This is a genomic window from Bacteroides mucinivorans (genome assembly GCF_034654355.2).
Classification (GTDB): domain Bacteria; phylum Bacteroidota; class Bacteroidia; order Bacteroidales; family Bacteroidaceae; genus Bacteroides; species Bacteroides nordii.
In genome coordinates this window covers 3,850,979-3,875,242 of sequence record NZ_CP178179.1, presented here as the reverse complement: position 1 = coordinate 3,875,242, position 24,264 = coordinate 3,850,979, and the positions used below count along the sequence as shown (strand labels likewise).

The window sequence follows — 24,264 nt, the reverse complement described above, 5'->3', positions numbered from 1 at the left end:
TTGTTGCTATGCTGGCACTATTTTTTTTAACACACGGCCAAATGATATGGGCAGTTGATAAAACAGCATCAGTACATACCCGTTATACCTTTGAAAGAGGGTGGAAGTTTATTCGTTCGGATGATGCGAATTTTAGTCTCTCTGATTATGATGATAGCCGTTGGCAATTAGTGACGGTTCCGCATGACTGGGCCGTTTACGGTCCTTTTAGTGTTCAGAATGATCGCCAGAAGGTAGCAATAGCACAAGATGGACAGAAAGAAGCTATGGAACACGCCGGCCGTACGGGAGGACTACCTTTTGTCGGTGTGGGTTGGTATCGGTTGGATTTTGAGGCACCGGCATTTGCAAAAGGTAAAAAGGCTACATTGGTCTTTGACGGTGCTATGAGTCATGCCCGTGTTTATGTGAATGGAAAAGAAGCTGGTTATTGGCCATACGGTTATAATACATTTTATCTGGATGTTACTCCTTATCTGAATGCTGAAGGTAAAAATACACTTGCAGTTCGTCTGGAGAATGAAGTGGAATCATCTCGTTGGTATCCGGGGGCCGGGCTCTATAGAAATGTACATCTGATAGTAAATGAAGAGACACATATCCCTATGTGGGGTACACAATTGACTACTCCGGTGGTAGAAGATAACTTTGCACGGGTACATTTGAATACATCATGGGTAATGCCGGAAGGCAAATCTCCTTCATCCTACCGCATTGTTACTGAAATAAAAGATGCGGATGGAAAGGTTGTCAGTAAAGAGAATAAACAGCTTACTGATTTCGATAATCAGATATTCAGTCAGGAGTTTGTGGTTGAAAAACCGATGCTTTGGACCCCGGATACTCCTTATTTGTATATTGCAGAATCAAAGGTATATGAGGGTAATACATTGAAAGATGAATCTGTTACTCCGTTTGGTATTCGTTCTATTGAAGTGATTCCCGATAAAGGTTTTTTCCTGAACGGAAAGAAAACAGTATTTAAAGGCGTCTGCAACCACCATGATTTAGGTCCGTTGGGTGCTGCTGTGAATGACGCTGCTATCCGTCGTCAGATACGTATTCTGAAAGATATGGGGTGTAATGCTATTCGTACTTCCCACAACATGCCGGCTCCTGAACTGGTGAAAGCTTGTGACGAAATGGGAATGATGCTCATGGTAGAAACTTTTGATGAATGGAAGGCTGCTAAATGTGAAAATGGTTATCATAAGGAGTTTGATCAGTGGGTAGAGAAAGATCTTGTGAATGTGCTGCGTCACTATCGCAACAATCCCAGTGTGGTGATGTGGTGTGTTGGTAATGAAGTACCCGATCAGTGGAATGGTGACCGTGGACCGAAGCTCTCCCGTTATTTGCAGGATATTTGCCATCGTGAAGATCCTACCCGTCCTGTGACGCAGGGAATGGATGCTCCGGATGCTGTGATAAATAATAATATGGCAGCAGTAATGGATGTGGCGGGCTTTAACTATCGTCCCCATAAATATCAGGAGGCTTACAAGAAATTACCTCAGCAGATCATTTTAGGAAGCGAAACGGCTTCTACAGTAAGTTCGAGGGGTATTTATAAATTTCCGGTTACCCGTGCCTGGATGAAGAAATACGATGATCATCAATCCTCATCCTATGATGTGGAACATTGTGGATGGTCTAATTTGCCGGAAGATGATTTTATACAACACGAAGATTTGCCTTATTGTATTGGCGAATTTGTGTGGACCGGTTTCGATTATTTAGGTGAACCCACTCCTTATTATACGGATTGGCCCAGTCACTCTTCTTTGTTTGGCATAATTGACCTGGCAGGATTGCCCAAAGATCGCTATTATCTTTATCGTAGTCATTGGAATAAAGAGAAAGAAACATTGCATATCCTTCCCCATTGGAACTGGAAAGGACGTGAGGGAGAGGTGACTCCGGTTTTTGTTTATACCAATTATCCTTCTGCCGAACTGTTTATTAATGGTAAAAGTCAGGGTAAACGCACAAAAGATTTATCGGTTACAGTATACAACAGTGCCGATTCTGTTTCGATGATGAGTCTGAAACGCCAGCAGCGTTACCGTCTGATGTGGATGGACACTAAATATGAACCGGGCACAGTAAAAGTAGTTGCCTACGACGAGAATGGGAAGGCTGTAGCTGAGAAAGAAATACATACAGCCGGTAAACCACATCATATAGAGCTGATCCCGGATCGCCGGATGTTGCAGGCAGATGGAAAAGACCTTTGCTTTGTAACGGTAAAAGTGGTAGATAAGGATGGAAATCTATGTCCGGAAGCTACTGATGAAATTCGTTTCAAAGTAAAAGGAGCGGGCGTGTATTGTGCCGGTGCCAATGGAAATCCGGCTTCTTTGGAGTCTTTCCAAATCCCCCGGATGAAAGTATTTAGTGGAATGATGACAGCGATTATCCAAACTACCGATAAAGCCGGAGCTATTGTTCTTGAAGCTACAGGAAGTGGACTTAAGAAAGCAACTCTTACGGTTGAAAGTAAATAATTTGCGTTGGAATTAAAAAAAGTAGCATATACAAGTTAGTATTTTATCGGTTTCGGTTGTATTATATACAAATGCATTATAATCGTTAACCGATAAAATACTTATTGATGAATAAAAAAGCCTTTAACCCTGTTTCATGGGTTCCTACTGTGTACTTTGCCATGGGGTTGCCTTTTGTCGTATTAAATATGGTATCCGTTCTGATGTTTAAAGGACTGGAAATCTCCGATGCACAAATAGCCCTCTGGACTTCGTTGATTATGTTACCTTGGACTTTAAAGTTTCTCTGGAGTCCTTTTCTTGAAATGTTTAAGACGAAAAAGTATTTTGTAGTCCTTACCCAGATTATTTCCGGAATAGGTTTTGGGCTTGTTGCCTTATCGTTACAGCTTCCTCATTTCTTTGCTTGTTCCATTGCCATGTTGGCTATAGTTGCTTTCAGTGGCGCTACACACGATATTGCTACTGATGGTGTTTATATGACTGAGCTCAGTAAACCGGATCAGGCTAAATATATCGGTTGGCAGGGTGCTTTTTATAATATTGCCAAGATTGTAGCTTCCGGTGGATTGGTTTATCTGGCCGGATGGTTAGTGAAACACTTTGGAGGGGTGGAAGGAGCTTCTGGAGAAGTGATGTATGAAGCCAACGTACATGCCTGGATGATTGTCATGTTCATTATGGCGGCTGTGATGATATTGCTGGGACTTTATCATACTCGGATGCTTCCTTCCGGTGGAGCTGCTGTTACCGAAGCGACCTCATTCGCTGAAACGTTTAATAAACTGGTAGAAGTCATCCTTGATTTCTTTAAGAAGAAGCATATCTGGTATTACATCGCTTTTATTATTCTCTATCGCTTTGCGGAGGGGTTTGTGATGAAGATTGTACCGTTATTTCTGAAAGCAGGCAGAGAGATGGGTGGATTGGGATTAAGCGAACAGGAGATTGGCATTTATTATGGTACATATGGAGCTGCAGCTTTTGTATTAGGCTCTTTACTGGCCGGTTACTATATTTCGCACCGTGGTTTGAAGAGAACACTGTTTTCTCTTTGTTGCATCTTCAACCTGCCTTTTATGGCTTATACGTTGCTGGCTATTTATCAACCTACCAACGGAATGCTGATAGGTGGTGGCATTGTATTAGAGTATTTTGGATATGGGTTTGGATTTGTGGGGCTCACCTTGTTTATGATGCAACAAGTGGCTCCCGGAAAACATCAAATGGCCCACTATGCTTTTGCTTCCGGTATTATGAATCTGGGAGTAATGCTTCCGGGAATGGTCAGCGGATTTGTCAGTGACTGGTTGGGTTACCGCGATTTCTTTATTTTTATCCTGTTTGCTACTATTCCGGCTTTCCTGATTACCTATTTTGTGCCGTTTACATATCCGGATGCCAAGAAATAAGTAATCGTTCTAAATTATATGATATTATTATTGAAACGCAGAAACTCGCAGATTCACGCAAAGCATATCATCGCTCAAGTATAGCGCAGCCATTTAATCTGCGAAAATCTGCGATCATTTGCGTTTCAATAAAACACTGTCATAGTATGAACTAAATTTGAAATGCTACTTAAACATTAATATATTAATTATAAAGAAAAGTATGAACGAGAAAATTGATATGCCTTGGGAAGAACGTCCCGCTGGTTGCACAGATGCCATGTGGCGTTATTCAAAAAATCCTGTTATCGGACGTTATCACATTCCGTCATCAAACAGTATTTTTAATAGTGCCGTAGTGCCGTTTGAAGATGGATTTGCCGGAGTATTCCGTTGTGACAACAAGGCAGTACAAATGAATATCTTTGCCGGTTTCAGTAAAGATGGTATCAATTGGGATATCAGTCACGAACCTATAAAGTTCAAGGCAGGCAATACGGATATGATTGAGTCGGAGTATAAATATGATCCGCGTGTAACCTGGATTGAGGATCGTTACTGGATTACCTGGTGCAACGGCTATCATGGTCCTACTATCGGCATTGCCTATACGTTCGACTTCAAAGAGTTTTTCCAGTGCGAGAATGCTTTCCTTCCGTTCAATCGCAACGGGGTGCTTTTCCCGCAGAAGATAAATGGAAAATACGCCATGTTGAGCCGTCCCAGCGATAATGGACATACTCCGTTCGGTGATATCTATATCAGCTATAGCCCGGATATGAAATATTGGGGAGAACATCGCAATGTGATGAAAGTGACTCCATTTCCTGAAAGTGCATGGCAGTGTACAAAGATCGGTGCCGGTTCGGTTCCTTTCCTGGTTGATGAAGGCTGGCTGATGTTTTATCATGGAGTAATTACCACCTGCAATGGTTTCCGTTATTCCATGGGAGCGGCTATCTTGGATAAAGATAATCCGGATAAAGTGCTATACCGTACCCGTGATTATCTGCTTGCACCTGCTGCACCTTATGAGTTACAGGGCGATGTACCTAATGTTGTATTCCCTTGTGCAGCATTGCAGGATGGCGAGAGAGTTGCCGTATACTACGGAGCAGCCGATACTGTAACGGGACTTGCTTTTGGCTATATTTCCGAAATCATTGAATTTATAAAAAGAACAAACATCGGATGAATTACGATTTGACGATTTACGATTTTACGATTGATATTAGAGTAGAAGTTAGAGTTAGAGAGAATATATATAGAGAGAGTTCCTTCAATCGTAAATCGTAAATTGTCTAATCGTCAATCTTTCTTGATCCTTTCAATTTTCAATTAAAGAAATGAAACGACTTTTATTGACTTACACACTGGCTGTCTTTCTGCTTCCGGCTTTTGCCGGAGGTGGAGAGAAGCTTTCCCCTGTTGATTATGTGAATCCTTTTATTGGTACCACTAACTTTGGTACAACAAATCCCGGAGCGGTTTGTCCGAATGGGATGATGTCTGTTGTACCTTTCAATGTGATGGGGTCCGCCGATAACAAGTATGATAAAGACGCCCGTTGGTGGTCTACTCCTTATGAGTATCATAACTGTTTTTTTACCGGATACTCTCATGTAAATTTGAGTGGAGTAGGTTGTCCGGAGTTGGGCTCTCTTTTGTTAATGCCTACCACAGGAGAGTTGAATGTGGATTACAAGGAATATGGAAGCCGTTATAAAGACGAACAGGCTTCGCCGGGTTACTACACAAATTATCTGACTAAATACAATGTGAAGACTGAAGTAACTGCCACCCCCCGTACGGGCGTTACCCGTTTTACATTTCCGGAAGGAAAGAGTCATATATTGCTCAATTTGGGTGAAGGACTGACCAACGAATCGGGTGCCATGCTTCGCCGGGTGAACGCCCAGGAGATAGAAGGAGTTAAACTCTTAGGTACTTTCTGTTATAATCCTCAGGCTGTATTTCCTATCTACTTTGTGATGCGCGTCAACAAACTCCCTTCGCAGGCAGGATATTGGAAGAAACAGCGTCCGATGACTGGTGTTGAAGCAGAGTGGGATGCGGATAATGGTAAATATAAACTTTATACCAAATATGGAAAAGAGATTGCCGGAGATGATATTGGTGCCTTTTTTTCATTCGACACCGAAGACGGTGAACAGGTAGAAGTAGAAATGGGTGTTTCTTTTGTAAGTATAGAAAATGCCCGTCTCAATCTGAACAAGGAGCAGGAAGGCCGGGATTTTGAGAAAGTACATGCAGAAGCCCGTGCTCGCTGGAATGATGATTTATCCCGTATTCTTGTAGAGGGAGGGACAGAAGATCAGAAAACCGTTTTCTATACAGCCATGTATCATTTGCTGATTCATCCCAATGTTTTGCAGGATGTCAACGGAGAATATCCGGCTATGGAAAGCGATAAAATAATGACTGCCAGTGGCAATCGTTACACGGTATTCTCTTTGTGGGATACGTATCGGAATGTGCATCAGTTGCTTACGCTGGTTTATCCGGAGCGGCAGATAGACATGGTACGTACCATGCTTGATATGTATCGTGAACACGGCTGGCTTCCGAAATGGGAGTTGTATGGTCGTGAGACACTGACAATGGAGGGAGATCCCAGTATTCCCGTGATTGTAGATACCTGGATGAAAGGTTTACGCGATTTTGACATTAATCTGGCTTATGAAGCCATGTACAAATCGGCCACTCTGCCCGGTGCTGAGAATCTGATGCGTCCGGACAATGATGATTATATGTCTAAAGGTTATGTACCTCTGCGCGAACAATATGATAATTCGGTTTCTCATGCATTGGAGTATTACATAGCAGACTTCGCTCTTTCCCGGCTTGCCGGTGCTTTGGGAAAGAAAGAGGATGCCAAACTGTTCTACAATCGCTCATTAGGATATAAACATTATTACAGTAAAGAGTTTGGCACGCTTCGTCCCATACTTCCTGACGGAACTTTTTATTCTCCCTTCAATCCGAAAGAAGGTGAAAACTTTGAACCCAGCCCCGGCTTTCATGAAGGTAATTCCTGGAATTATACATTCTATGTGCCCCATGATGTATATGGACTGGCGCGGTTGATGGGAGGGAAGAAGCCTTTCATCAACAAACTACAGATGATATTTGATGAAGGTCTTTATGATCCTGCCAATGAACCCGATATTGCCTATCCTTATTTATTCTCTTATTTTAAAGGAGAAGAATGGCGCACGCAGAAAGAGACACAACGTTTATTGGCTAAGTATTTCACTACTCAGCCGGACGGTATTCCCGGGAATGATGATACGGGAACGATGTCTGCCTGGGCCATCTTTAATATGATAGGTTTTTACCCGGATTGTCCGGGATTGCCGGAATATACTCTTACCACTCCTGTTTTTGATAAAGTGACCATCCGGCTTGATCCGAAATGGTATAAAGAACGTGAGCTTGTGATAGAGTCTACCCGTCAGAAACCCGATGCTTTATATATTCATAATGTAAAAATAGGTGGTAAAAAGATAAACCGCTTCCGTATCACTCATGAGGAGCTGGTACATGGCGGGTTGTTAGAGTTTTCTATCAGGTAAATGTTTTTCCCCAATTAATTTAGTAATGAAGGTAAAAAGGAGAGACTGTCCGGACATTGTTTGTTAGGGCAGTCTTGTTTTTATTAGCACTTTTGCTTTCTCAATTGTATTATTAGTACGAACCGGGAGGGGCACCACAGAGGACACAGAGAACACTGAGTTTTAAATTTCTGATGAAACGCGGATGATCGCAGATTAAAAGCTGTAGTTCTTTATTTTAGATTAATTTTTCTTTGCGAAACTCGGTGCCCTGTGTACTCTGTGGTGAAATACATTCACATTATTAGTACGAGTATTTATTTATTATATTTGATAGTATGAAAAAAGGATTTGTTTCATGTTTATTGTTTATGTGTCTTGGGATGGCAGGATGTCAGCAGAAGGATGTTGAGATACGGATCATTCCGCAACCACAATCGGTTGAAACTACTTCCGGAACTTACCGGTTACAAAAACAAGCTACGTTTACTTCTAATCTGCCGGAGACAGAGGGAAAAGAGTTTGCAGAATATGTGCAGGCTTCTCCTTTGGGTTTACAATTGAGTACAGAAGAGTCCGAAAAAGCGGCTGTTCAGTTTGTGATAATTGCTCCCGGCAACGAACATGATTCGACAGAGAGCTACCAGTTAGAAATAACTTCAAAAGGTATTGTTGTGTCTGCTCCTTCCGGTGCCGGGCTGTTTTATGGCTTTCAAACATTGTTGCAATTGGCAGATGCCGATACAGACAGTACCTATACCTTGCCATTGGTTGATATCAAAGATGCTCCTCGTTTTGCTTACAGAGGTTTGCACCAGGACGTATCCCGCCATTTCCGAACCAAAGAATTTATAAAGAAACAGTTGGATGCCATGGCACGCTATAAGCTGAACACCCTTCATTGGCATCTGACAGATGGTGCTGGCTGGCGTCTGGAAATTAAACGTTATCCGGAACTGACGGAGCAGGCAGCTTATCGTCCTTATCCTAACTGGAAAGCATGGTGGAAGGGTGGCCGTAAGTACTGTACAAAAGACGCTCCGGGCGCAGACGGAGGATACTATACACAGGATGATGCACGGGAGATTGTGGAATATGCGCGGCAACGTCATATCACCGTTATTCCCGAGATAGAAATGCCGGGGCACTCGGAAGAAGTGTTAGCTGTTTTTCCTCAGTTGTCTTGTTCCGGCAAGCCTTATGTAAATTCGGAATTCTGTATCGGCAATGAGGACACCTTTACTTTTCTGCAAAATGTATTGTCGGAGGTGATAGATATCTTCCCTTCTGAATATATTCATGTGGGCGGTGATGAGGCGAATATGGAAAGCTGGAAAAAGTGTCCTCTGTGCCAGAAGAGAATGAAGGCGGAGGGATTGTCTGATGTGAAAGAACTGCAAAGCTATCTCATTCATCGAATGGAGAAATTCCTCAATGACCACAACCGTCAGTTATTGGGATGGGATGAAATCCTGGAAGGTGGACTGGCTCCCCGTGCCACTGTGATGTCATGGCGAGGAGAAGAGGGAGGAATTACTGCTGCCCGGGCAGCGCACGATGTGATAATGACTCCGGGAGAGTTTTGTTATCTGGACGCTTACCAGGATGACCCGACCAGTCAGCCCGAAGCTATCGGAGGCTACCTGACTTTGGAGAAGGTATACTCTTACAATCCTGTACCTAAAGCACTGACAAAGCAGGAGGCCGCTTATATAAAGGGGGTACAGGCAAATGTATGGGCGGAATATATATCTACTCCCGAACATATGGAATATATGATTTATCCCCGCTTGCTGGCATTGGCAGAAGTAGCATGGACACAGCCGGAACAGAAAAATTGGGAACACTTCCGGCAGTCTGCCCTGAAAGAGGTTAGCTGGTTGCAGGCTCACGGATATCATCCTTTCGATCTGAGTAAAGAGGTAGGAGAGCGTCCGCAGGCGGCTACACGCATTGAACACTTAGGACTGATGAAACCGATTCATTACACAACTCCGTATGCACCTCAATATACAGCCGGAGGTGATTCGGCACTGGTAGACGGGGTTCGCGGCGGATGGACGTATGGAGATAAGCGCTGGCAGGGTTTCCTGAATACGGATATAGATGTTACGATTGATCTGGAGAAGGTGACGGAAATTACTTCGGTAGCTGCCGAGTTTATGCAGCTGTCCGGTCCTTATGTTTGGTTACCGCGTGAGGTGATTATTTCTATATCAGAAGCCGGAAAGACGTTTACAGAAGTACAACGTTTATCTACCGATGTTCCTACTACGGAAGACCGGTTGGTTTTTCGGACTTATCAATGGGAAGGAAAGGCGTCAGCCCGTTATGTTCGTTACCGGGCTTTATCCAATGGGATAGAGGGGGGATGGCTTTTCACGGATGAAATTGTGATCAAATAGGGATAGCTGAATGTATGTGATTGATAAACAATAGGGTAATTTGATGTGTTACCTTATTGTCATACAATAAAAAAGAGCCACAATAACCGTAAATTGTGGCTCTCTCGATTTAGAAACAGTTTTGTTTAAAAAGGAAATCAAAACTTGCTGTGGGGGGACTTATTTGTTGTTATAAGCTGTCAGCATCCAAACCATTTTCTCTTGTTCTTTCAGATAATCGCTCATCAAAGCTACTGTAACTTCGTCACCGGCTTGTGAAGCGATGGACAACAGTTTGCGTTCTTCGCCGATCAGATGGCTGTAAGTTTCCAGAATATTTTCTAAAGCTTTCTCGCCATTGCTCACCCGGTCTACTTCGTTGATGTTGGACATCTTGAGGTAATCACTGAATTTATTGGCAGGAGTTCCGCCCAGCATCAGGATACGTTCGGCTATTTCGTCAACTTTCTCGGCTGCATCGTTATAGAGATCTTCGAACTTGCTGTGGAGTACAAAGAAATCATGTCCTTTAATATTCCAGTGGAAACCGCGAAGGTTGGTGTAATATACTTGGAAATCTGCCAGTAATTGTTGCAAAGATGCTACTACGTTGTTCACTCCCGATTCGTTCAACTTGATGTAATCTAATGTTTTCATAACTTGTTTTATTTAATTTGTTTATACTATTTTTCTTTTTCGTATTGCAAAGATAAGGCGAAAATGTATGCGTGTCAAACTGATAATTTCTATCTTTGCATAGACAGAATCTATAACTTATAAAACTTTGATAGATGACAATACAACAGTTGGAGTATATACTTGCCGTAGACCAGTTCAGGCATTTTGCCAAGGCAGCAGAATATTGCCGGGTGACGCAACCTACTTTGAGCGCAATGATTCAGAAACTCGAAGATGAACTGGGAGTAAAGCTCTTCGACCGTGCAATGCAACCGGTATGTCCCACACGGGTGGGAGAGAAGGTGATTGCTCAGGCCCGTGCCGTACTCGCCCAGGCTTCACAGGTGAAAGAGATTATCAGTGAAGAGAAACGTTCGCTGTCCGGTACTTTCCGTTTGGCGGTATTACCTACTATCGCACCTTATCTGTTGCCACGCTTTTTTCCGCAACTAATGGAAAAGTATCCGGAGCTGGATGTACGGGTGACGGAGATGAAAACGAAGGATATCCGTCAGGCATTACGTGACGGAGAAATTGATGCTGCTATTTTAGCAAGTCTGCTCGAAGATGCTGCGTTGTCAGAAGAGATTCTTTTCTATGAACAGTTTTATGGATATGTATCTCGCAAGGAACCGTTGTTTAAGCATGATGTGATCCGTACGTCCGATATTACGGGAGAGCGGTTATGGTTGCTCGATGAAGGGCATTGCTTCCGTGATCAGCTGGTGCGTTTCTGCCAGATGGAAGCTGTGAAACTCCATCAGATGGCATATCACCTGGGAAGTATGGAGACATTTATGCGTATGGTAGAGAGTGGGAAAGGAATTACATTCGTCCCGGAACTGGCAGTGTCTCAACTCTCCAATGAACAAAAAGAGTTGGTACGTCCGTTTGCCATTCCCCGTCCTACAAGACCCATTGTACTGACCACCAATAAAGACTTTATTCGTGGTAGTTTACTTTCTGTACTGAAAGATGAGATACGTGCAGCTGTGCCTAAGGAGATGCTTAGTTTGCAGGCTGTACAGTGCTTGGTTTAATGGACAGTGGACAATTGACAATTGACAGTGGGCGGTGTAGCTAATTGGTATATCGGTAAATTACTTCATTATTGTACGGTATTTCATCACAGAGGACACAGAGGGCACAGAGTTTAATCTTTATTGAAACGCAGATGAACGCAAATTCTCGCAAAGAGAAATAACGATAAAATAAAGAACTACAGTTTTTTAATCTGCGTTCATCTGCGATCATCCGCGTTTCATCAGAGAAAATAATATCTCTGAGCCCTCCGTGTCCTCTGTGGTGAACTGATTCATTCCTGTATCAGCTTTAACCCAAATGATGGGATAAAAAAAGAACGATGACAATCATGGGAAGTTGTCATCGTTCGTCACATTTTATTATATCAGAATTAGTAGTTCGTTTCAGCCGTGTATGCAGAAATATTTAGTTGTTGTGCAGTAGGTATTTGACTGCTGTTTTTGGATTCTTTAAAGTCCATTTTTATAAACTGTATATTGTCGTATATCGTTTTTACACGTACTTTCAGTCCTTTGGCTGTTTTCATTTCTTCGGCTACTTTATCGAGGTTGAAGGAGACAATACCTTCACCCAAGTTACCACCATTATCATCAAATGCATTGTGGCGGAACTCCAGATTGATGTAACCTTCTTCGTCCACAAGTTCCGTGTCTTCGTTGTGAACCAGATTGAGCATGTGTTTCTTGTTGGGGTTCCGTGTTCCATAATACTGGAATTCCATCGTAAGATATCCCTGTGCAATCCAATGGTAAGTGACGTTTATCTTATTATCACCGATGCTATCTGCTGTAACTTCCGTAAGCGGGATGATACCTTTGGTCAGGATAGAATCCATTTGTACTACCTGAATGTTATAATCATATCCCGGAACTTGCTCTTCGAGCTGGTGAAACCATACAAATACACGCTTTCCATCTACAATCGGATAGTTGCGAACTGCAGAGTCATCACCCGGATACATCTTTCTGCCACTATCCAGACCAAAATAATAGCTGTCGGCATCAGTGGCTTTGAGGGTGGCAATGGTCAAATCAGAATAGCTTGGTCCGTCATCGTCCAGGCATGACTGGAGGAAAGGAGTAAGGACCAGAATCATTGTTGCTGCAATAAAATTTAATTTCTTCATAAGTTTGTTTGGTTTTCTTTTTACTGTTACACTTATTAATGGCTATCATCGCCCGGTGTACCTCCCCATGCGGGAAGCACACTGTATGAAAAATGCAGGATATAAAAGAATATTGCACGACAGATTGTTAAAGAAATAAAAGCAATAAAAGACTTGCTCTCTCTATGCAGTATTTCTATCTTTGCTGCATTTATAAGATAAACACGTGTTAAAGAGAATGGAAGAACAGGAGCTGACAGAGCTATGCAGGCAGGGAAATAACCGTGCCCGCAAAGAACTTTATGAGCAGTATTCAGGGAGGATGCTTGGCATCTGTCTCCGGTATGCCGGAGACAGGGACACGGCACAGGACCTGGTACATGACGGTTTCCTGAAAATCTTTGCTTCTTTTGATAAGTTCACCTGGCGGGGCGAAGGTTCTCTCAGAGCATGGATGGAGCGTGTGATGGTAAATGTGGCATTACAGTATTTGCGTAAAAATGATGTGATGAATCAGGCAATGGCGCTTGATGAAGCCCCCGAAACTTATGAAGAGCCGGATATTGCGGCAGTGGAGGCTATACCGCAAAAAGTACTGATGCAGTTTATTGAAGAGTTACCCGCAGGCTATCGTACCGTGTTCAACTTATACACGTTTGAAGATAAGTCGCATAAAGAGATTGCCCAGCTACTGGGTATAAATGAAAAGTCCTCGGCTTCGCAGTTGTTTCGTGCAAAGAGTGTATTGGCCAGGAGAGTGAAAGAATGGTTAATGGTGAATGACAGATGAAAGATGAGAAGATGAAAGATAAAGAAATGTGGATGGACAAGCTGAAGGAGAAGTTGCAGGACTACTCCGAGCCTATGCCCGCTTCCGGTTGGGAACAACTGGAGAAGGAATTGGTATCGCCTGTTGAAAAGCGGATACTGTATCCTTATCGCAAATGGGTGGCAACAGCAGCGGCGGTATTGCTGGTGGCTGCTACATCCTTGAGCATCTACTTCCTGAATACTCCTACCGCTGAAGAAATTCGTCGTACAGCTACCCCGATGTTGGCTGCTGATCCGGATATATTGCCTCAAACAGATGCGCCCGATGTACAGGTGGCGAAAGTAGAGCCGGCACGTGCTATCCGTCCGATAGTTGCACAAGCGAAGAAAATAGCGGAGAGACAGGGAACCGAACCCTCGGTACCTGCTGAGGCTGTTCGTGAAATAGCCGATGGAAAGGAGACTGTGCAGCAGATAGCCAACGAGAAAGAGGAAACTGAAAAAGAACCGGTAGTAACGAAAGAAGAAGCACCTGTGGTGAGATCACATAAAAGATCCGGGCAGGATAAACTGCATATCCCGGTAGAAAAAACGGAATCTAAAAAAGGACGTTGGTCACTTGGTGCAGCGGTAGGCAATGCAGGAGGAGTCTCCCTTACAGGCAATGATCTGGCAGGTGGTGGTATGCCTAATGAACAACGGCTCAACCTGGTATCCAATTCTGCCGAGGGAGAGATTATTCGCATCCCCGATAATCAAATGGTGGTATTCAAAGAAGGGGTACCCTACCTGAAACGTATGGATGAAATAGTGGACATCAAACATCATCAGCCTATCTCTTTTGGCTTGTCGGTACGTAAGGGGTTGGCAAAAGGTTTTTCGGTAGAAACCGGATTGACGTATACATTACTTTCTTCGGATGTCGAGATGAGTGGCGGTAATGCCATGATCGATCAGAAACTGCATTATATAGGTATTCCTGTCCGGGCTAACTGGAACTTCTTCGATAAGGACCGTTTCACATTGTATGTGGCTGCCGGCGGAATGATAGAGAAGTGCGTATATGGAAAATTAGGGAGTGAAAAGCAAACAGTGAAGCCGGTGCAGCTTTCGGTAGCCGGTGCAGTGGGCGCACAATTCAATGCGACAAAGCATGTGGGTATTTACGTAGAACCTGGAGTAGCATATTTCTTCGATGATGGTTCCAATGTGCAAACCATTCGTAAGGAAACGCCGTGTAACTTCAATATACAGGCAGGTATTCGCTTCACCTATTAAAAATAGCATTAAATATAAAATAAAACGGAGGCTTTTTTAAAGTCTCCGTTTTTTGTGAAGCATACCGCTTGGCGTACCTCCCCGTGCGGGAAGCACCTAATTTATTTGTACTGTTTTGAAGTATTCTTTGAACAGGTTGGCAGCCTGTTCGATTTGTTCCGGTGTATTTTCTTTTATTCCTTTTAGCAGATACTCTTGTTTCATTGCCTCATATTTGTGTACACCTAATGTGTGATAGGGGAGTATTTCTACTTTTTGGATCATTTGGTAACTACCCAGTTGTTGTCCCATTGCACGGATATCTTCTTCAAAATCACTGTATCCCGGCACCAACACATAGCGTAGCCAGAAGGGACGTTTATGCTCTTCCAGCCAGGCAGCTGTGTGTAGCGTTTGTTCGTTACTCCGTCCGGTAAGCTTTTGGTGATGTGGCAGATTGAATTCTTTAATATCCAGCAAAACGAGGTCTGTCAGTTTCAAAAGTTTCTCTACATGTTCGTTCCATAATCCGCCGTTGCTGTCAAGACAGATATGGATACCCTCTTCTTTCAATCGGTGAAACAGGGGTAACAGAGCTTCTGCTTGTAGCGTTGGTTCACCTCCGGAGAAAGTAATCCCTCCACGTTTTCCGAAAAAAGGTTTCTGATTGATAGCCATGCGGACAATTTCTTCCGGGTCAGTGGGTATTCCGCCTTTTACAGCAATTGTATCCGGATTGGCACAGTAAAGGCAACGGAAATTACAACCTTGAAGAAAAACGACGAGCCGTAGACCCGGCCCGTCGAATGTTCCCATACTTTCATAAGAATGAACTTTGATTAATTGAAAATTGAAAGTTGAAAGTTGAAAATTCATAGCTATTTATTGAGTGATGTTTTGGTTGACTTGACAATGCTGGCTAATAGCTTTATTAATTCGCTGCAATCGTTTCTTATAGAGTCGTAAGAGTCTATTGAAATATAATCGCTGTCTTTGAGCAACATAAGCCAATATTCGGTCTCGTTTGCTTCTTTTAAAGCAATATTCATTTTATTGAGGAAATCTGCTTTACTTTGGGCATGTTCAGCCTCCCGGCATAAAGCTCCTATTGCAGTGCCACTTCTTAATAATTGTTTGGATAAAATAAATTCCCTTTTTTGCTCAGACAAAAACTTATAAGCTTTTATGATCCTAAGTGCAAATGAGTACGATTTATCTCCTATAATATTTATTGGCATAACTATTCATTTTCAATTTTCAACTTTCAATTTTCAATTAAAAACGTTCGTGGAACGAACGGCTCAAAACCTCCAGTTGATGTTCACGGCTCAACTTGATGAAGTTTACTGCATAACCTGATACACGAATAGTCAGTTGCGGATATTTCTCCGGATGCTCCATGGCATCTTCAAGCATTTCACGGTTCAATACATTGACATTCAGGTGGTGTGCACCTTTGGTGAAATAGCCATCCATCATTGTTATCAGGTTCTCTATACGATCTTCGGCAGAAGCTCCGAGTGATTTCGGTACGATGGAGAATGTATTACTGATACCATCCTGAGAGTCGCGATAGCGTAACTTTGCAACAGAGCTGAGAGAGGCAATAGCACCATTCTTGTCACGTCCGTGCATCGGGTTGGCTCCCGGAGCAAAAGCAATGCCTTTGGCACGTCCGTCCGGAGTGGCACCTGTCTTTTTGCCGTACATCACATTGGAAGTGATTGTCAGCAATGAAAGGGTAGGACGAGCATTCTTGTAAACCGGTAACTTCTTCAGTTCTTCGCTAAAGTAGTAAACGAGGTCTACACCTAAGTGGTCTACTTTATCGTTGTCATTACCAAAACAAGGGAACTCGCCGTTGATGTCAAAACCTTCTGTCAGGCCGATGTCGTTACGGCGGGCTTTTACTGTTGCATATTTAATGGCAGACAGAGAGTCGATAGCAATAGAAAGTCCGGCTACACCATATGCCAGGTTGATACGGGGATTGGTATCGATAAGTGCCATCTGTGCCTTCTCGTAGTAATACTTATCGTGCATATAGTGAATGATATTCATTGCATCATTGTACACGCGGGCAATTTCAGTCAGCACCTTTTTATAGTTGGCCATTACCTCTTCGAACTTCAGTACATCACCTGTCAGCACAGGGATATCTTTCACCATAACAGTACCCGTGTTCTCGCAACGTCCGCCATTAATAGCAAGTAACAGAGCTTTTGCCAGATTGGCGCGTGCACCAAAGAACTGTATCTGCTTTCCTATCTCCTGATAAGATACACAGCAGGCAATACCATAGTCGTCTGACTGGCGTACTTCACGCATCAGGTCATCATTTTCGTACTGTACGGAGGAGGTGTCGATAGAAACTTTTGCACAGAATTCCTTGAAACCTTCCGGTAGATCGGGGCTCCACAATACAGTCATATTAGGTTCCGGAGATGCTCCCAGGTTGTATAGTGTTTGCAGGAAACGGAAAGAAGTCTTGGTCACCTTTGTACGTCCGTCGTTGAAACGTCCACCGATGGATTCAGTCACCCAGGTTGGGTCTCCGGCAAAGATGTCATTATAAGATTGCATGCGCAAGTGGCGTACCATACGCAGTTTGATAACGAACTGGTCAATCAGTTCCTGTGCAAATGTCTCGTCAATATTGCCATGAGCCAGATCGTATTCAATATAAATATCAAGGAAAGATGATACGTTACCCAGTGACATTGCAGCTCCATCCTGTTCTTTTACGGCAGCCAGATAAGCCATATACACCCACTGAACAGCTTCCTGCGCGTTGTATGCCGGGCGGCTGAGGTCCAGTCCGTAGTATTCACCCATTATTTTCATTTCTTTCAGTGCCTTGATCTGTTCGGCCACTTCTTCGCGAAGTCGGATGCGTGCTTCGGTCATAGGACCGGTTAATCCTTTCAGATCTTCAAGCTTGGCTTCAATCAGGCGGTCGATGCCGTAAAGGGCCAGACGACGATAATCACCAATGATACGTCCGCGGGCATAGTTATCGGGAAGCCCGGTAAGGAATCCCAATGAACGGAATGAACGGATCTCTTCGGTATATACATCAAATACTCCGTCGTTGTGAGTCTTGCGATAATGAGTAAATATATCTTTTACACGGTCATCTACCTCTACACCATTTTCATGGCAGGCTTTTGCTACTACATTGATGCCACCGAACGGTTTGATGGCACGTCTCAACAGTTCATCTGTCTGTAATCCGACGATAAGCTCGTTTTCTTTATCAATGTATCCGGCTTTATGAGAGGAGATGGTTGAAACGGTTTGGTAGTCAAGGGAGCGCACACCGTTGTTGGCTCTTTCTTCTTCGAGTGCTTTGAGGCAACAGTTCCACACTGCCTTTGTACGTTCTGTAGGTCCTTGTAGGAAGGATGCATCTCCATAATAAGGAGTAATGTTATTACTAACGAAATCTCTTACGTTGATTTCTTTACTCCAAAGTCCGTCATTAAAGGTTTTATTCAATTCCATACTTAAATATTAGTTAGTGGTTGGGTTATCCATTCTTCTTTAGAGCACGCAAAGTTACAAGCATTTTTCATATTATAAGTATAAATATCCTCTATTTTGTGTTTAATAGCATAAAATACCTATAAATAAGGAGAGAAAATAAAAGACTTATTCTTTTTTTTTATAAAATCGTTTGGAGGTTTAAAATCTCTTTGTATCTTTGCACCGCTTTTAACAACAAGCACCTTTATATGAGTCTTGGTAAGCTGATAATGTAAGCCATTATAGAGGAATAAAAAGGACATTTTGGAGAGGTGGCAGAGTGGTCGATTGCGGCGGTCTTGAAAACCGTTGTACTGCGAGGTACCCGGGGTTCGAATCCCTGTCTCTCCGCTGAGAAGTAAAAAACATGAAACTCCCTGTAAAGCATTACTTTACAGGGAGTTTGTTTTTATTGAACAATAGAATGATGTTGCTTTAATTCGGATTTGTTAATGTTTTTTTATCGCAATCAGTTGAGCTCACTTCTTATTTGTACACTCTGTTGTTCGAATTGCTTTTGACTGTGGTCTATATCAGCAATACCTGTGTCAGGGTTTAAATTCTTTCACTGCTCTTTCCAGTCTTTCCAGACTTAATTCTCCGGATTGTCTCCACAGTTCTTCGCCCTTTCTCATTAATATATAGGTAGGAGTATTTTCAATGGTATACAGTTCTGCAAGAGCACGTTCCTGATCGATGTCAATTTGTACTACCTCAAGAGTCCCTTTCATTAATTTTTTAAACTCCTCTATGACAGGATGCATTCTCTTGTTTTCAGGCTGCCAGTGGGCATAAAATTCGACCATTATCCAATCGCCGTGAGTCAACTTTTCTTTGTTCCGTTCTTCACGGGCTTCCTTCTTTTCTTTCATATCGATAATATTTTAAATGATTAATTGTTGTTCCAACAATAAAGAAAGAAAAAATGTTTGCGGGAGGAGGGAGAATAAACATAGATTAGAGGTTAATTACTCTTCATATTATTTTGTAGATAGGGTATTACTTAAACGCCTGTTATTCTATATAATTAATTTTACTTTTAAAAGTTATATCATTTTCTAATATCGAAACTCCCCTATTTTGTTTGTGCGAATTGTGCAAAACCTTTTTTATCTAACCTTTTTTTTTTATATTTAGCAACTTCGCTGGCTTTTACTCTCCTTTTTATTGGTAGCATGAGGGCTTAATTGACTATATTAGAAATGAATACAATTCTGCATTTCCTACAATATCACGATCTTTGTAATGTGAGGATCAGGTAAGTTTCTGCACCGCGTGATACATAAAGAACGCAAAGAAACTTCCTTTGAATGCATCGCTATTTGGCGGATGCATACACTAAACTTAGAAAGGAAAGTTTTATAGGATGATGAAGAAAAGTGGAGACATATATATTAAAGGGTTACTCTATTTTTTATTATTGATGATGTTTTCATCTTGTTTTGATGATATTTTCACTGATAATAAAACAAGCGGTAATTCATATATAATGATTGGAGGAACAATGACGCGGGCTGCAACGAATCCGGGAACTGTTCCTGATGACTACATCGTTAAATCACTTCGTGTTCTGGCATTTGAACAAGCTAACGGAAAATGTGTTTCAAATAAACGTTATACTGCTGAGAATGGGGATGTTATAAAGCACTCTATTGATGCCGGAGATTATAATTTTGTTTTTCTTGCTAATGAACCTCCCCACGAGCTTATCATAAATAAATTGAATGGAATCACGAAGTATGCTGATTTGGATGAGATTGCGTATCCTGAATATTTTTTCTCATCCGAACAGGTTATTCCGATGATACAGGAGATTAAAGATGTAAAAGTTCTGTCGGGTGGGCAAGGTGCTGTATTAAGTGATAATACAACAGTGGATCCGTTGCAACTGGCTCTTGAAAGATTGGCAGTACGGATTGATGTAGTATTAGAGTCGGAAGATGATCTGGAAGATATTTTCTCGGGACTTATATTCGAGAATATTCCGGATGTAGTACCTCTTACTTCCAATTATCAAGGTACGATCGGGCAGAACAATATCCGTACTTTCTCTAAAGATGATGATGGGAGTTATTTTTCAGATGAGGCTCCGACCGGTGGGAGGATATGGGCAAAGAGGATAAGCAGAATTATTTTGCCAGCTAAGGAACTGAGTACAGTGGGGGACAAAACAAAGGCTGTGGTTCTTACAGTAGATATGGGGAGCCACTATAGTCCTTTTTGTGAACTACAGATAGCTTCGAGTCCGGTGAACTACAGTCTGCCAGGTAATACAATGTTGGATTTGCATGGTATCATTAAGGAACCGCTGGAAATGAATATCAAGGCTTCCAAATGGGTGGACATGGATAGTGATTGGAACATAGATAATCAACGTATATTAAGAATCTCGCATGTGGATGCATCGATAACAGACTTTAACGGCAGCCGGATTTCATTCTGGTCAAACATGCCTGTAGTCAAAGTGCTGCCCGAAGTGTACGATGTAGATGCTGGTAAGATGGTGGAAACTAACCGTATTTTTAATAGCCTGGCATCTCAATACACCATAGACAAGACTACTGCTCCCGAACGGTTCATGTATACAGTTCAATACCAAAATGGACAGAGAACGGGTACAGGATACATGGACTTATTAGCTGACGGATGGGTTGAAAGAGAATATTGGGGAAGTGGAGTAGATGATTATTTTAGTATGGCCAGAAATGTGAGCGGTACATATAAACTTACGTTGTCGGCAGAAAATGAAGATGGCAGTAATGCTCTACAAAGGGAGATTACAGTTAAGATAATACAAAATGGTAAACGTCTTCAATTTTATCATCCGGCTGCGGAACCGTCAAACGGTGCAACGGGTTATGCCGGTGCCTTTTGGAAAGATAATCAGCGTGGAGAACGTATTATCATGGGGCAACATGCCAGAGTCGATACATATGCTGGGACACTGGTGAATTGGAGTGCATGGGTGGACAATGATCCTAATAAAATGGTTGTTTTGAGTACGACGCCCAGCCTCGATCCTAATGTTGGGACTGCTAATCCGGGACAAGCCGAAGATTTTCTGGTAATACCCAATTCCCAGAAAGGGGAGGATGGTAAAAGTGTAACTGGCAAGGGACGTATTTATTTCCGTATCGGATTGACGGGAACAAATACGACGAATACCCCAAGATATGCAACAGTAAAATTGAAATATTACTTGTGGGGATGGGGAGATCCTATAGAGGCGACTATTTACTTAAGACAAGGTGAAAAACCGGATTATCTATATACAGGACGCACAGGATCGAGAGCATTTGCTGTTTACAATATGACTCATAGCAGTTTTCTAACTGCCCCTGTAACGAGCCCTTTTAGTATTGTAGTGAATAGAGGAAATGCTTCGGAAGTCGATTTCCCGACGAAAGCGGGAGCGCATTTCCAATGGACAAGACTAAAATCGGGGTCATATGGTAGTTATGCCAATGAAGCGGGAACAGACGCAGACTATGACAATTTTGGCTATAGAGCATTGAATCCGCGTCCTGATAAGAATGCGATTGGTCTTATAGGCTGGGGATGGAGCTATTATAAAAACTATGAATACCTGATATGGGATAATGGAAATGCGTCTGAAAGTTATAGTACTGATTATGAAATCTGCCCTAATGGTTATCATCGGCCGAATGATGGAAGTATATCCGGAGGGCGTGTGGCATCACATAATAGTTCACAGGCGGAAGCGAATGCGTCAGAATGGAGAGCATCCATTTTTGCACATCCGATGACTGGTGATGGAAATGAATTGTATAATCCAAGTCATCCGGATTATAATCCGAATCCTCCGTCCGATGGTCAGATGACATCGCCTTCATATTATACTCCTGTAACTCTCCCCGACAATATGACATTCGGGTTTTATGCAGATGGGTATTTTGACAGGCGTCCTATCGAACAGAATTTTCTTCCAGGCAATAATGTACAATATGGAGTTACAATAAACAGTGCGAATGCCGCATACTGGGGATGTCTCTTTTTTAATGGTAATAAGTCTTTGTTTCTCCCTGCTGCGGGCAGACGGAACTATGGCGTGAAAGGAGCAAACGAGGCTGGCATGTTAGAACATCCGAGTGCCGGATTTTATATGACGGCATCGGCTGCTGATGTTCCTGAGACTAAAAGCTCAATTGATCCTGATTGGAGTTCTGTATGGAATATGGAGCTAAGCTATATGGGAACAGCGCCTATAAGCACTTCGTTTAAGGGTGGTTTTTCTTTGAGGTGTGTAAAGAATGAATGAATTAATGAGTGAAGAATGAGATTGCAAATAAAGATATATATGCTCTTCTGGTTACTTTTCTGTATGGTTTCATGCGTACTGGAGAAGGAGATTTATCCGGTAGAAACCGAGGAAGCCGACCAGGTCAGCATCGAGCTGTTTACAAGGCTGAGATCATACGATACTCCTGTGTCCAGAGCGGAAGCGCTGGAAGATGTAGTATCCAAAGATCCTTGGGTACTTGTATTCACAGATGCTGGTGATGGCATAGTTGATAATGCTGTGTTTGCAGAAGCGGCACAAGCAAACATTAATGTTGGTAATAAAAGTTATGTTTTGCTTAAGCCACAAAGTGTCACATCATGGATCTTAATAGTAGCCAATCCGCAAGAAAAGTTCTATATAGGCAATATGCCTTATGACTTTTCGATTGCTAATTTTAAAAGCCTGTTTACAGGTCAGAGGCTTGCTAATGTGACATCTCAGATTTCAGTTATACCATTAAACACTGTAAATGAACCTCCATTCGTGGGAAAAACGTTGCCAATGAGCTATTTGTATAAAGTTACCGGAGGGATTAATGTAAATACGAAAATAGGTACAGATGATGTTCCATTGGAGTTGACGCGTGCAGTAGCCAAAATCGTTGTTAAGAGTAATGCTACAGACTTCACCTTATCGGGTGTACATTCGGTGTATAATCTGAATAAAAATACGGTACTGCATAATCTGTCCGGCAATTTGACAATGGCAACAACTATGTTGAATTATATTAGAAGTAATACAAATGAAGATTTTGTCTCTGCTGTTACTAATGTAGCCGATCCTATATATGTGTATGAAGCAAAGGCAAACAGCAATGTTTATACTTATATGATTATACGCGCATTCTATAAAGGGGTTCAATATTATTATAAGATGGCTATAGCCGATGATGGCCTCAATTATATGGATATAAAGCGTAATCATGAATATGAGTTTACGATACTATCTGCTAATTCTCCGGGGTTTGCAACTTACAGTGACGCTATGCTGTCGAAACCTAATAACATGAATTTGAAATATAAAGTTACAATAACAGATATTTCTTCTTATGAAATTAAAGCCAATAGCGAATATTTTCTTGCTGTAAGTAACCGGCTTTGTATCATATATGACAATACGGAGAGTTCAGGCAATCAGTATGTTGCTTTTACACTGACGACGGATTGCACTTACGCACATCAATTCTCGGATGGAAGTAACTATCTGAAGGTCGCCAATGGTGCGATGACTATCGTTTCGCCATCGCCCGCAAGAATTCCTTCTGCCTCAAATCAGAATTCTCCGGTCACGATGAATGTGATAGTAAAGCTTCCTGCCGGCAGTGCCGCTAACTCAAGCATTAATATAAAGCTTGGTAACATCGAGCAGACAATTAGCGTGATAAGAAAACCTATTATTCCGGCTGCAGGAATGATTGTAAACTATTACACGGAGAATTCCGGTGCCTATGATTTTGAATATTATCTTCTTACTGCAAAAGTGGATAATTCAGTCAATGTACCGTGGATTACAATGAAAAACAAATATGGTGTGGTTAGTGCCGATCCGAATAGTATTCTGGTAGAAGATGGAGTAATTGATATAAACGTGGCTTCCACTTCTTCTGCAAGAAACCAGGTGATCTATCTTACAACTATAAAAAATCCGAAAGAACCTCAGGATGATAATGAAGATATACCGAGACGAATTAAAGTATATTTATATCAACGAGGATCTTGATAACA

The 24,264-nt window shown here is 42.2% G+C and carries 16 protein-coding genes and 1 tRNA gene; 11 read left to right on the top strand and 6 right to left on the bottom strand.

The features are described from left to right. The first annotated feature begins 8 nt into the window (after positions 1-8). From galB to VCM39_RS14910, 5 genes are all read left to right on the top strand, one after another. Positions 9-2,507: a beta-galactosidase GalB gene (galB, locus tag VCM39_RS14930; RefSeq protein WP_407934706.1), complete on the top strand. Its 2,499-nt coding sequence runs from the start codon at positions 9-11 to the stop codon at positions 2,505-2,507. Between the two features lie 107 nt (positions 2,508-2,614). Next, positions 2,615-3,919, top strand: a complete 1,305-nt coding sequence (locus VCM39_RS14925; RefSeq protein ID WP_321028926.1) for an MFS transporter — start codon at positions 2,615-2,617, stop codon at positions 3,917-3,919. A gap of 202 nt (positions 3,920-4,121) precedes the next feature. Beyond that, the gene (locus tag VCM39_RS14920) at positions 4,122-5,093 is read left to right on the top strand and encodes a glycoside hydrolase family 130 protein (RefSeq protein ID WP_322932958.1); all 972 of its coding nucleotides are present in this window, start codon (positions 4,122-4,124) and stop codon (positions 5,091-5,093) included. Positions 5,094-5,244: 151 nt separating this feature from the next. Then, entirely contained in the window at positions 5,245-7,494 is a 2,250-nt protein-coding gene (locus VCM39_RS14915) for a GH92 family glycosyl hydrolase (protein WP_322932959.1), read from the top strand. Between the two features lie 317 nt (positions 7,495-7,811). After that, complete coding sequence (locus tag VCM39_RS14910; RefSeq protein ID WP_322932960.1) at positions 7,812-9,878, top strand: family 20 glycosylhydrolase; 2,067 nt, start codon at positions 7,812-7,814, stop codon at positions 9,876-9,878. A gap of 159 nt (positions 9,879-10,037) precedes the next feature. Here VCM39_RS14910 and VCM39_RS14905 read toward each other — a convergent pair whose 3' ends face one another. After that, on the bottom strand, positions 10,038-10,514 hold the full coding sequence (locus VCM39_RS14905; RefSeq protein ID WP_025866908.1) for a Dps family protein: 477 nt from the start codon (positions 10,512-10,514) through the stop codon (positions 10,038-10,040). Positions 10,515-10,648: 134 nt separating this feature from the next. On the opposite strand from VCM39_RS14905, the gene VCM39_RS14900 reads away from it, so the two are divergent. Beyond that, positions 10,649-11,575: a hydrogen peroxide-inducible genes activator gene (locus tag VCM39_RS14900; RefSeq protein WP_223382029.1), complete on the top strand. Its 927-nt coding sequence runs from the start codon at positions 10,649-10,651 to the stop codon at positions 11,573-11,575. 374 nt (positions 11,576-11,949) lie between these two features. Here VCM39_RS14900 and VCM39_RS14895 read toward each other — a convergent pair whose 3' ends face one another. Next, a complete protein-coding gene (locus VCM39_RS14895) occupies positions 11,950-12,705 on the bottom strand; it encodes a NigD-like protein (protein WP_221650828.1) in 756 nt (251 codons plus the stop codon). 217 nt (positions 12,706-12,922) lie between these two features. Between VCM39_RS14895 and VCM39_RS14890 the strand changes: the two genes are divergently transcribed. Continuing rightward, positions 12,923-13,474, top strand: coding sequence for an RNA polymerase sigma factor (locus VCM39_RS14890; RefSeq protein ID WP_007484765.1), 552 nt, complete (start codon positions 12,923-12,925; stop codon positions 13,472-13,474). Between the two features lie 11 nt (positions 13,475-13,485). Next, positions 13,486-14,733 (top strand): outer membrane beta-barrel protein, encoded by a 1,248-nt coding sequence (locus VCM39_RS14885; protein WP_221650859.1) that lies wholly within the window; start codon positions 13,486-13,488, stop codon positions 14,731-14,733. A gap of 96 nt (positions 14,734-14,829) precedes the next feature. Here VCM39_RS14885 and pflA read toward each other — a convergent pair whose 3' ends face one another. From pflA to pflB, 3 genes are all read right to left on the bottom strand, one after another. Next, positions 14,830-15,528 carry a pyruvate formate-lyase-activating protein gene (gene pflA, locus VCM39_RS14880; RefSeq protein ID WP_231373139.1) on the bottom strand — a complete coding sequence of 233 codons (699 nt, stop codon included), beginning with the start codon at positions 15,526-15,528 and terminating at the stop codon, positions 14,830-14,832. Between the two features lie 62 nt (positions 15,529-15,590). Further along, positions 15,591-15,950, bottom strand: a complete 360-nt coding sequence (locus tag VCM39_RS14875) for a four helix bundle protein (RefSeq protein WP_002561881.1) — start codon at positions 15,948-15,950, stop codon at positions 15,591-15,593. 37 nt (positions 15,951-15,987) lie between these two features. Further along, entirely contained in the window at positions 15,988-18,216 is a 2,229-nt protein-coding gene (gene pflB, locus VCM39_RS14870; RefSeq protein ID WP_221650827.1) for a formate C-acetyltransferase, read from the bottom strand. A 287-nt stretch (positions 18,217-18,503) separates the two neighbouring features. Between pflB and VCM39_RS14865 the strand changes: the two genes are divergently transcribed. Then, positions 18,504-18,588, top strand: a tRNA-Ser gene (locus tag VCM39_RS14865). Positions 18,589-18,785: 197 nt separating this feature from the next. Here VCM39_RS14865 and VCM39_RS14860 read toward each other — a convergent pair. Continuing rightward, positions 18,786-19,109, bottom strand: coding sequence for a thioredoxin family protein (locus VCM39_RS14860; RefSeq protein ID WP_221650826.1), 324 nt, complete (start codon positions 19,107-19,109; stop codon positions 18,786-18,788). A gap of 494 nt (positions 19,110-19,603) precedes the next feature. Between VCM39_RS14860 and VCM39_RS14855 the strand changes: the two genes are divergently transcribed. Both VCM39_RS14855 and VCM39_RS14850 read left to right on the top strand, forming a co-directional pair. Next, the gene (locus tag VCM39_RS14855) at positions 19,604-22,516 is read left to right on the top strand and encodes a fimbrial protein (RefSeq protein WP_322932962.1); all 2,913 of its coding nucleotides are present in this window, start codon (positions 19,604-19,606) and stop codon (positions 22,514-22,516) included. 39 nt (positions 22,517-22,555) lie between these two features. Further along, a complete protein-coding gene (locus VCM39_RS14850) occupies positions 22,556-24,259 on the top strand; it encodes a hypothetical protein (protein ID WP_221650824.1) in 1,704 nt (567 codons plus the stop codon). Positions 24,260-24,264 lie beyond the last annotated feature (5 nt).

Excerpts from the sequence above, each read along its gene's own strand:
- galB (WP_407934706.1), top strand. The coding sequence starts at position 9 with ATGCTGGCACTATTTTTTTTAACACACGGCCAAATGATATGGGCAGTT.
- VCM39_RS14925 (WP_321028926.1), top strand. The coding sequence starts at position 2,615 with ATGAATAAAAAAGCCTTTAACCCTGTTTCATGGGTTCCTACTGTGTAC.
- VCM39_RS14920 (WP_322932958.1), top strand. The coding sequence starts at position 4,122 with ATGAACGAGAAAATTGATATGCCTTGGGAAGAACGTCCCGCTGGTTGC.
- VCM39_RS14915 (WP_322932959.1), top strand. The coding sequence starts at position 5,245 with ATGAAACGACTTTTATTGACTTACACACTGGCTGTCTTTCTGCTTCCG.
- VCM39_RS14910 (WP_322932960.1), top strand. The coding sequence starts at position 7,812 with ATGAAAAAAGGATTTGTTTCATGTTTATTGTTTATGTGTCTTGGGATG.
- VCM39_RS14905 (WP_025866908.1), bottom strand. The coding sequence starts at position 10,514 with ATGAAAACATTAGATTACATCAAGTTGAACGAATCGGGAGTGAACAAC.
- VCM39_RS14900 (WP_223382029.1), top strand. The coding sequence starts at position 10,649 with ATGACAATACAACAGTTGGAGTATATACTTGCCGTAGACCAGTTCAGG.
- VCM39_RS14895 (WP_221650828.1), bottom strand. The coding sequence starts at position 12,705 with ATGAAGAAATTAAATTTTATTGCAGCAACAATGATTCTGGTCCTTACT.
- VCM39_RS14890 (WP_007484765.1), top strand. The coding sequence starts at position 12,923 with ATGGAAGAACAGGAGCTGACAGAGCTATGCAGGCAGGGAAATAACCGT.
- VCM39_RS14885 (WP_221650859.1), top strand. The coding sequence starts at position 13,486 with ATGAAAGATAAAGAAATGTGGATGGACAAGCTGAAGGAGAAGTTGCAG.
- pflA (WP_231373139.1), bottom strand. The coding sequence starts at position 15,528 with ATGGGAACATTCGACGGGCCGGGTCTACGGCTCGTCGTTTTTCTTCAA.
- VCM39_RS14875 (WP_002561881.1), bottom strand. The coding sequence starts at position 15,950 with ATGCCAATAAATATTATAGGAGATAAATCGTACTCATTTGCACTTAGG.
- pflB (WP_221650827.1), bottom strand. The coding sequence starts at position 18,216 with ATGGAATTGAATAAAACCTTTAATGACGGACTTTGGAGTAAAGAAATC.
- VCM39_RS14860 (WP_221650826.1), bottom strand. The coding sequence starts at position 19,109 with ATGAAAGAAAAGAAGGAAGCCCGTGAAGAACGGAACAAAGAAAAGTTG.
- VCM39_RS14855 (WP_322932962.1), top strand. The coding sequence starts at position 19,604 with ATGATGAAGAAAAGTGGAGACATATATATTAAAGGGTTACTCTATTTT.
- VCM39_RS14850 (WP_221650824.1), top strand. The coding sequence starts at position 22,556 with ATGCTCTTCTGGTTACTTTTCTGTATGGTTTCATGCGTACTGGAGAAG.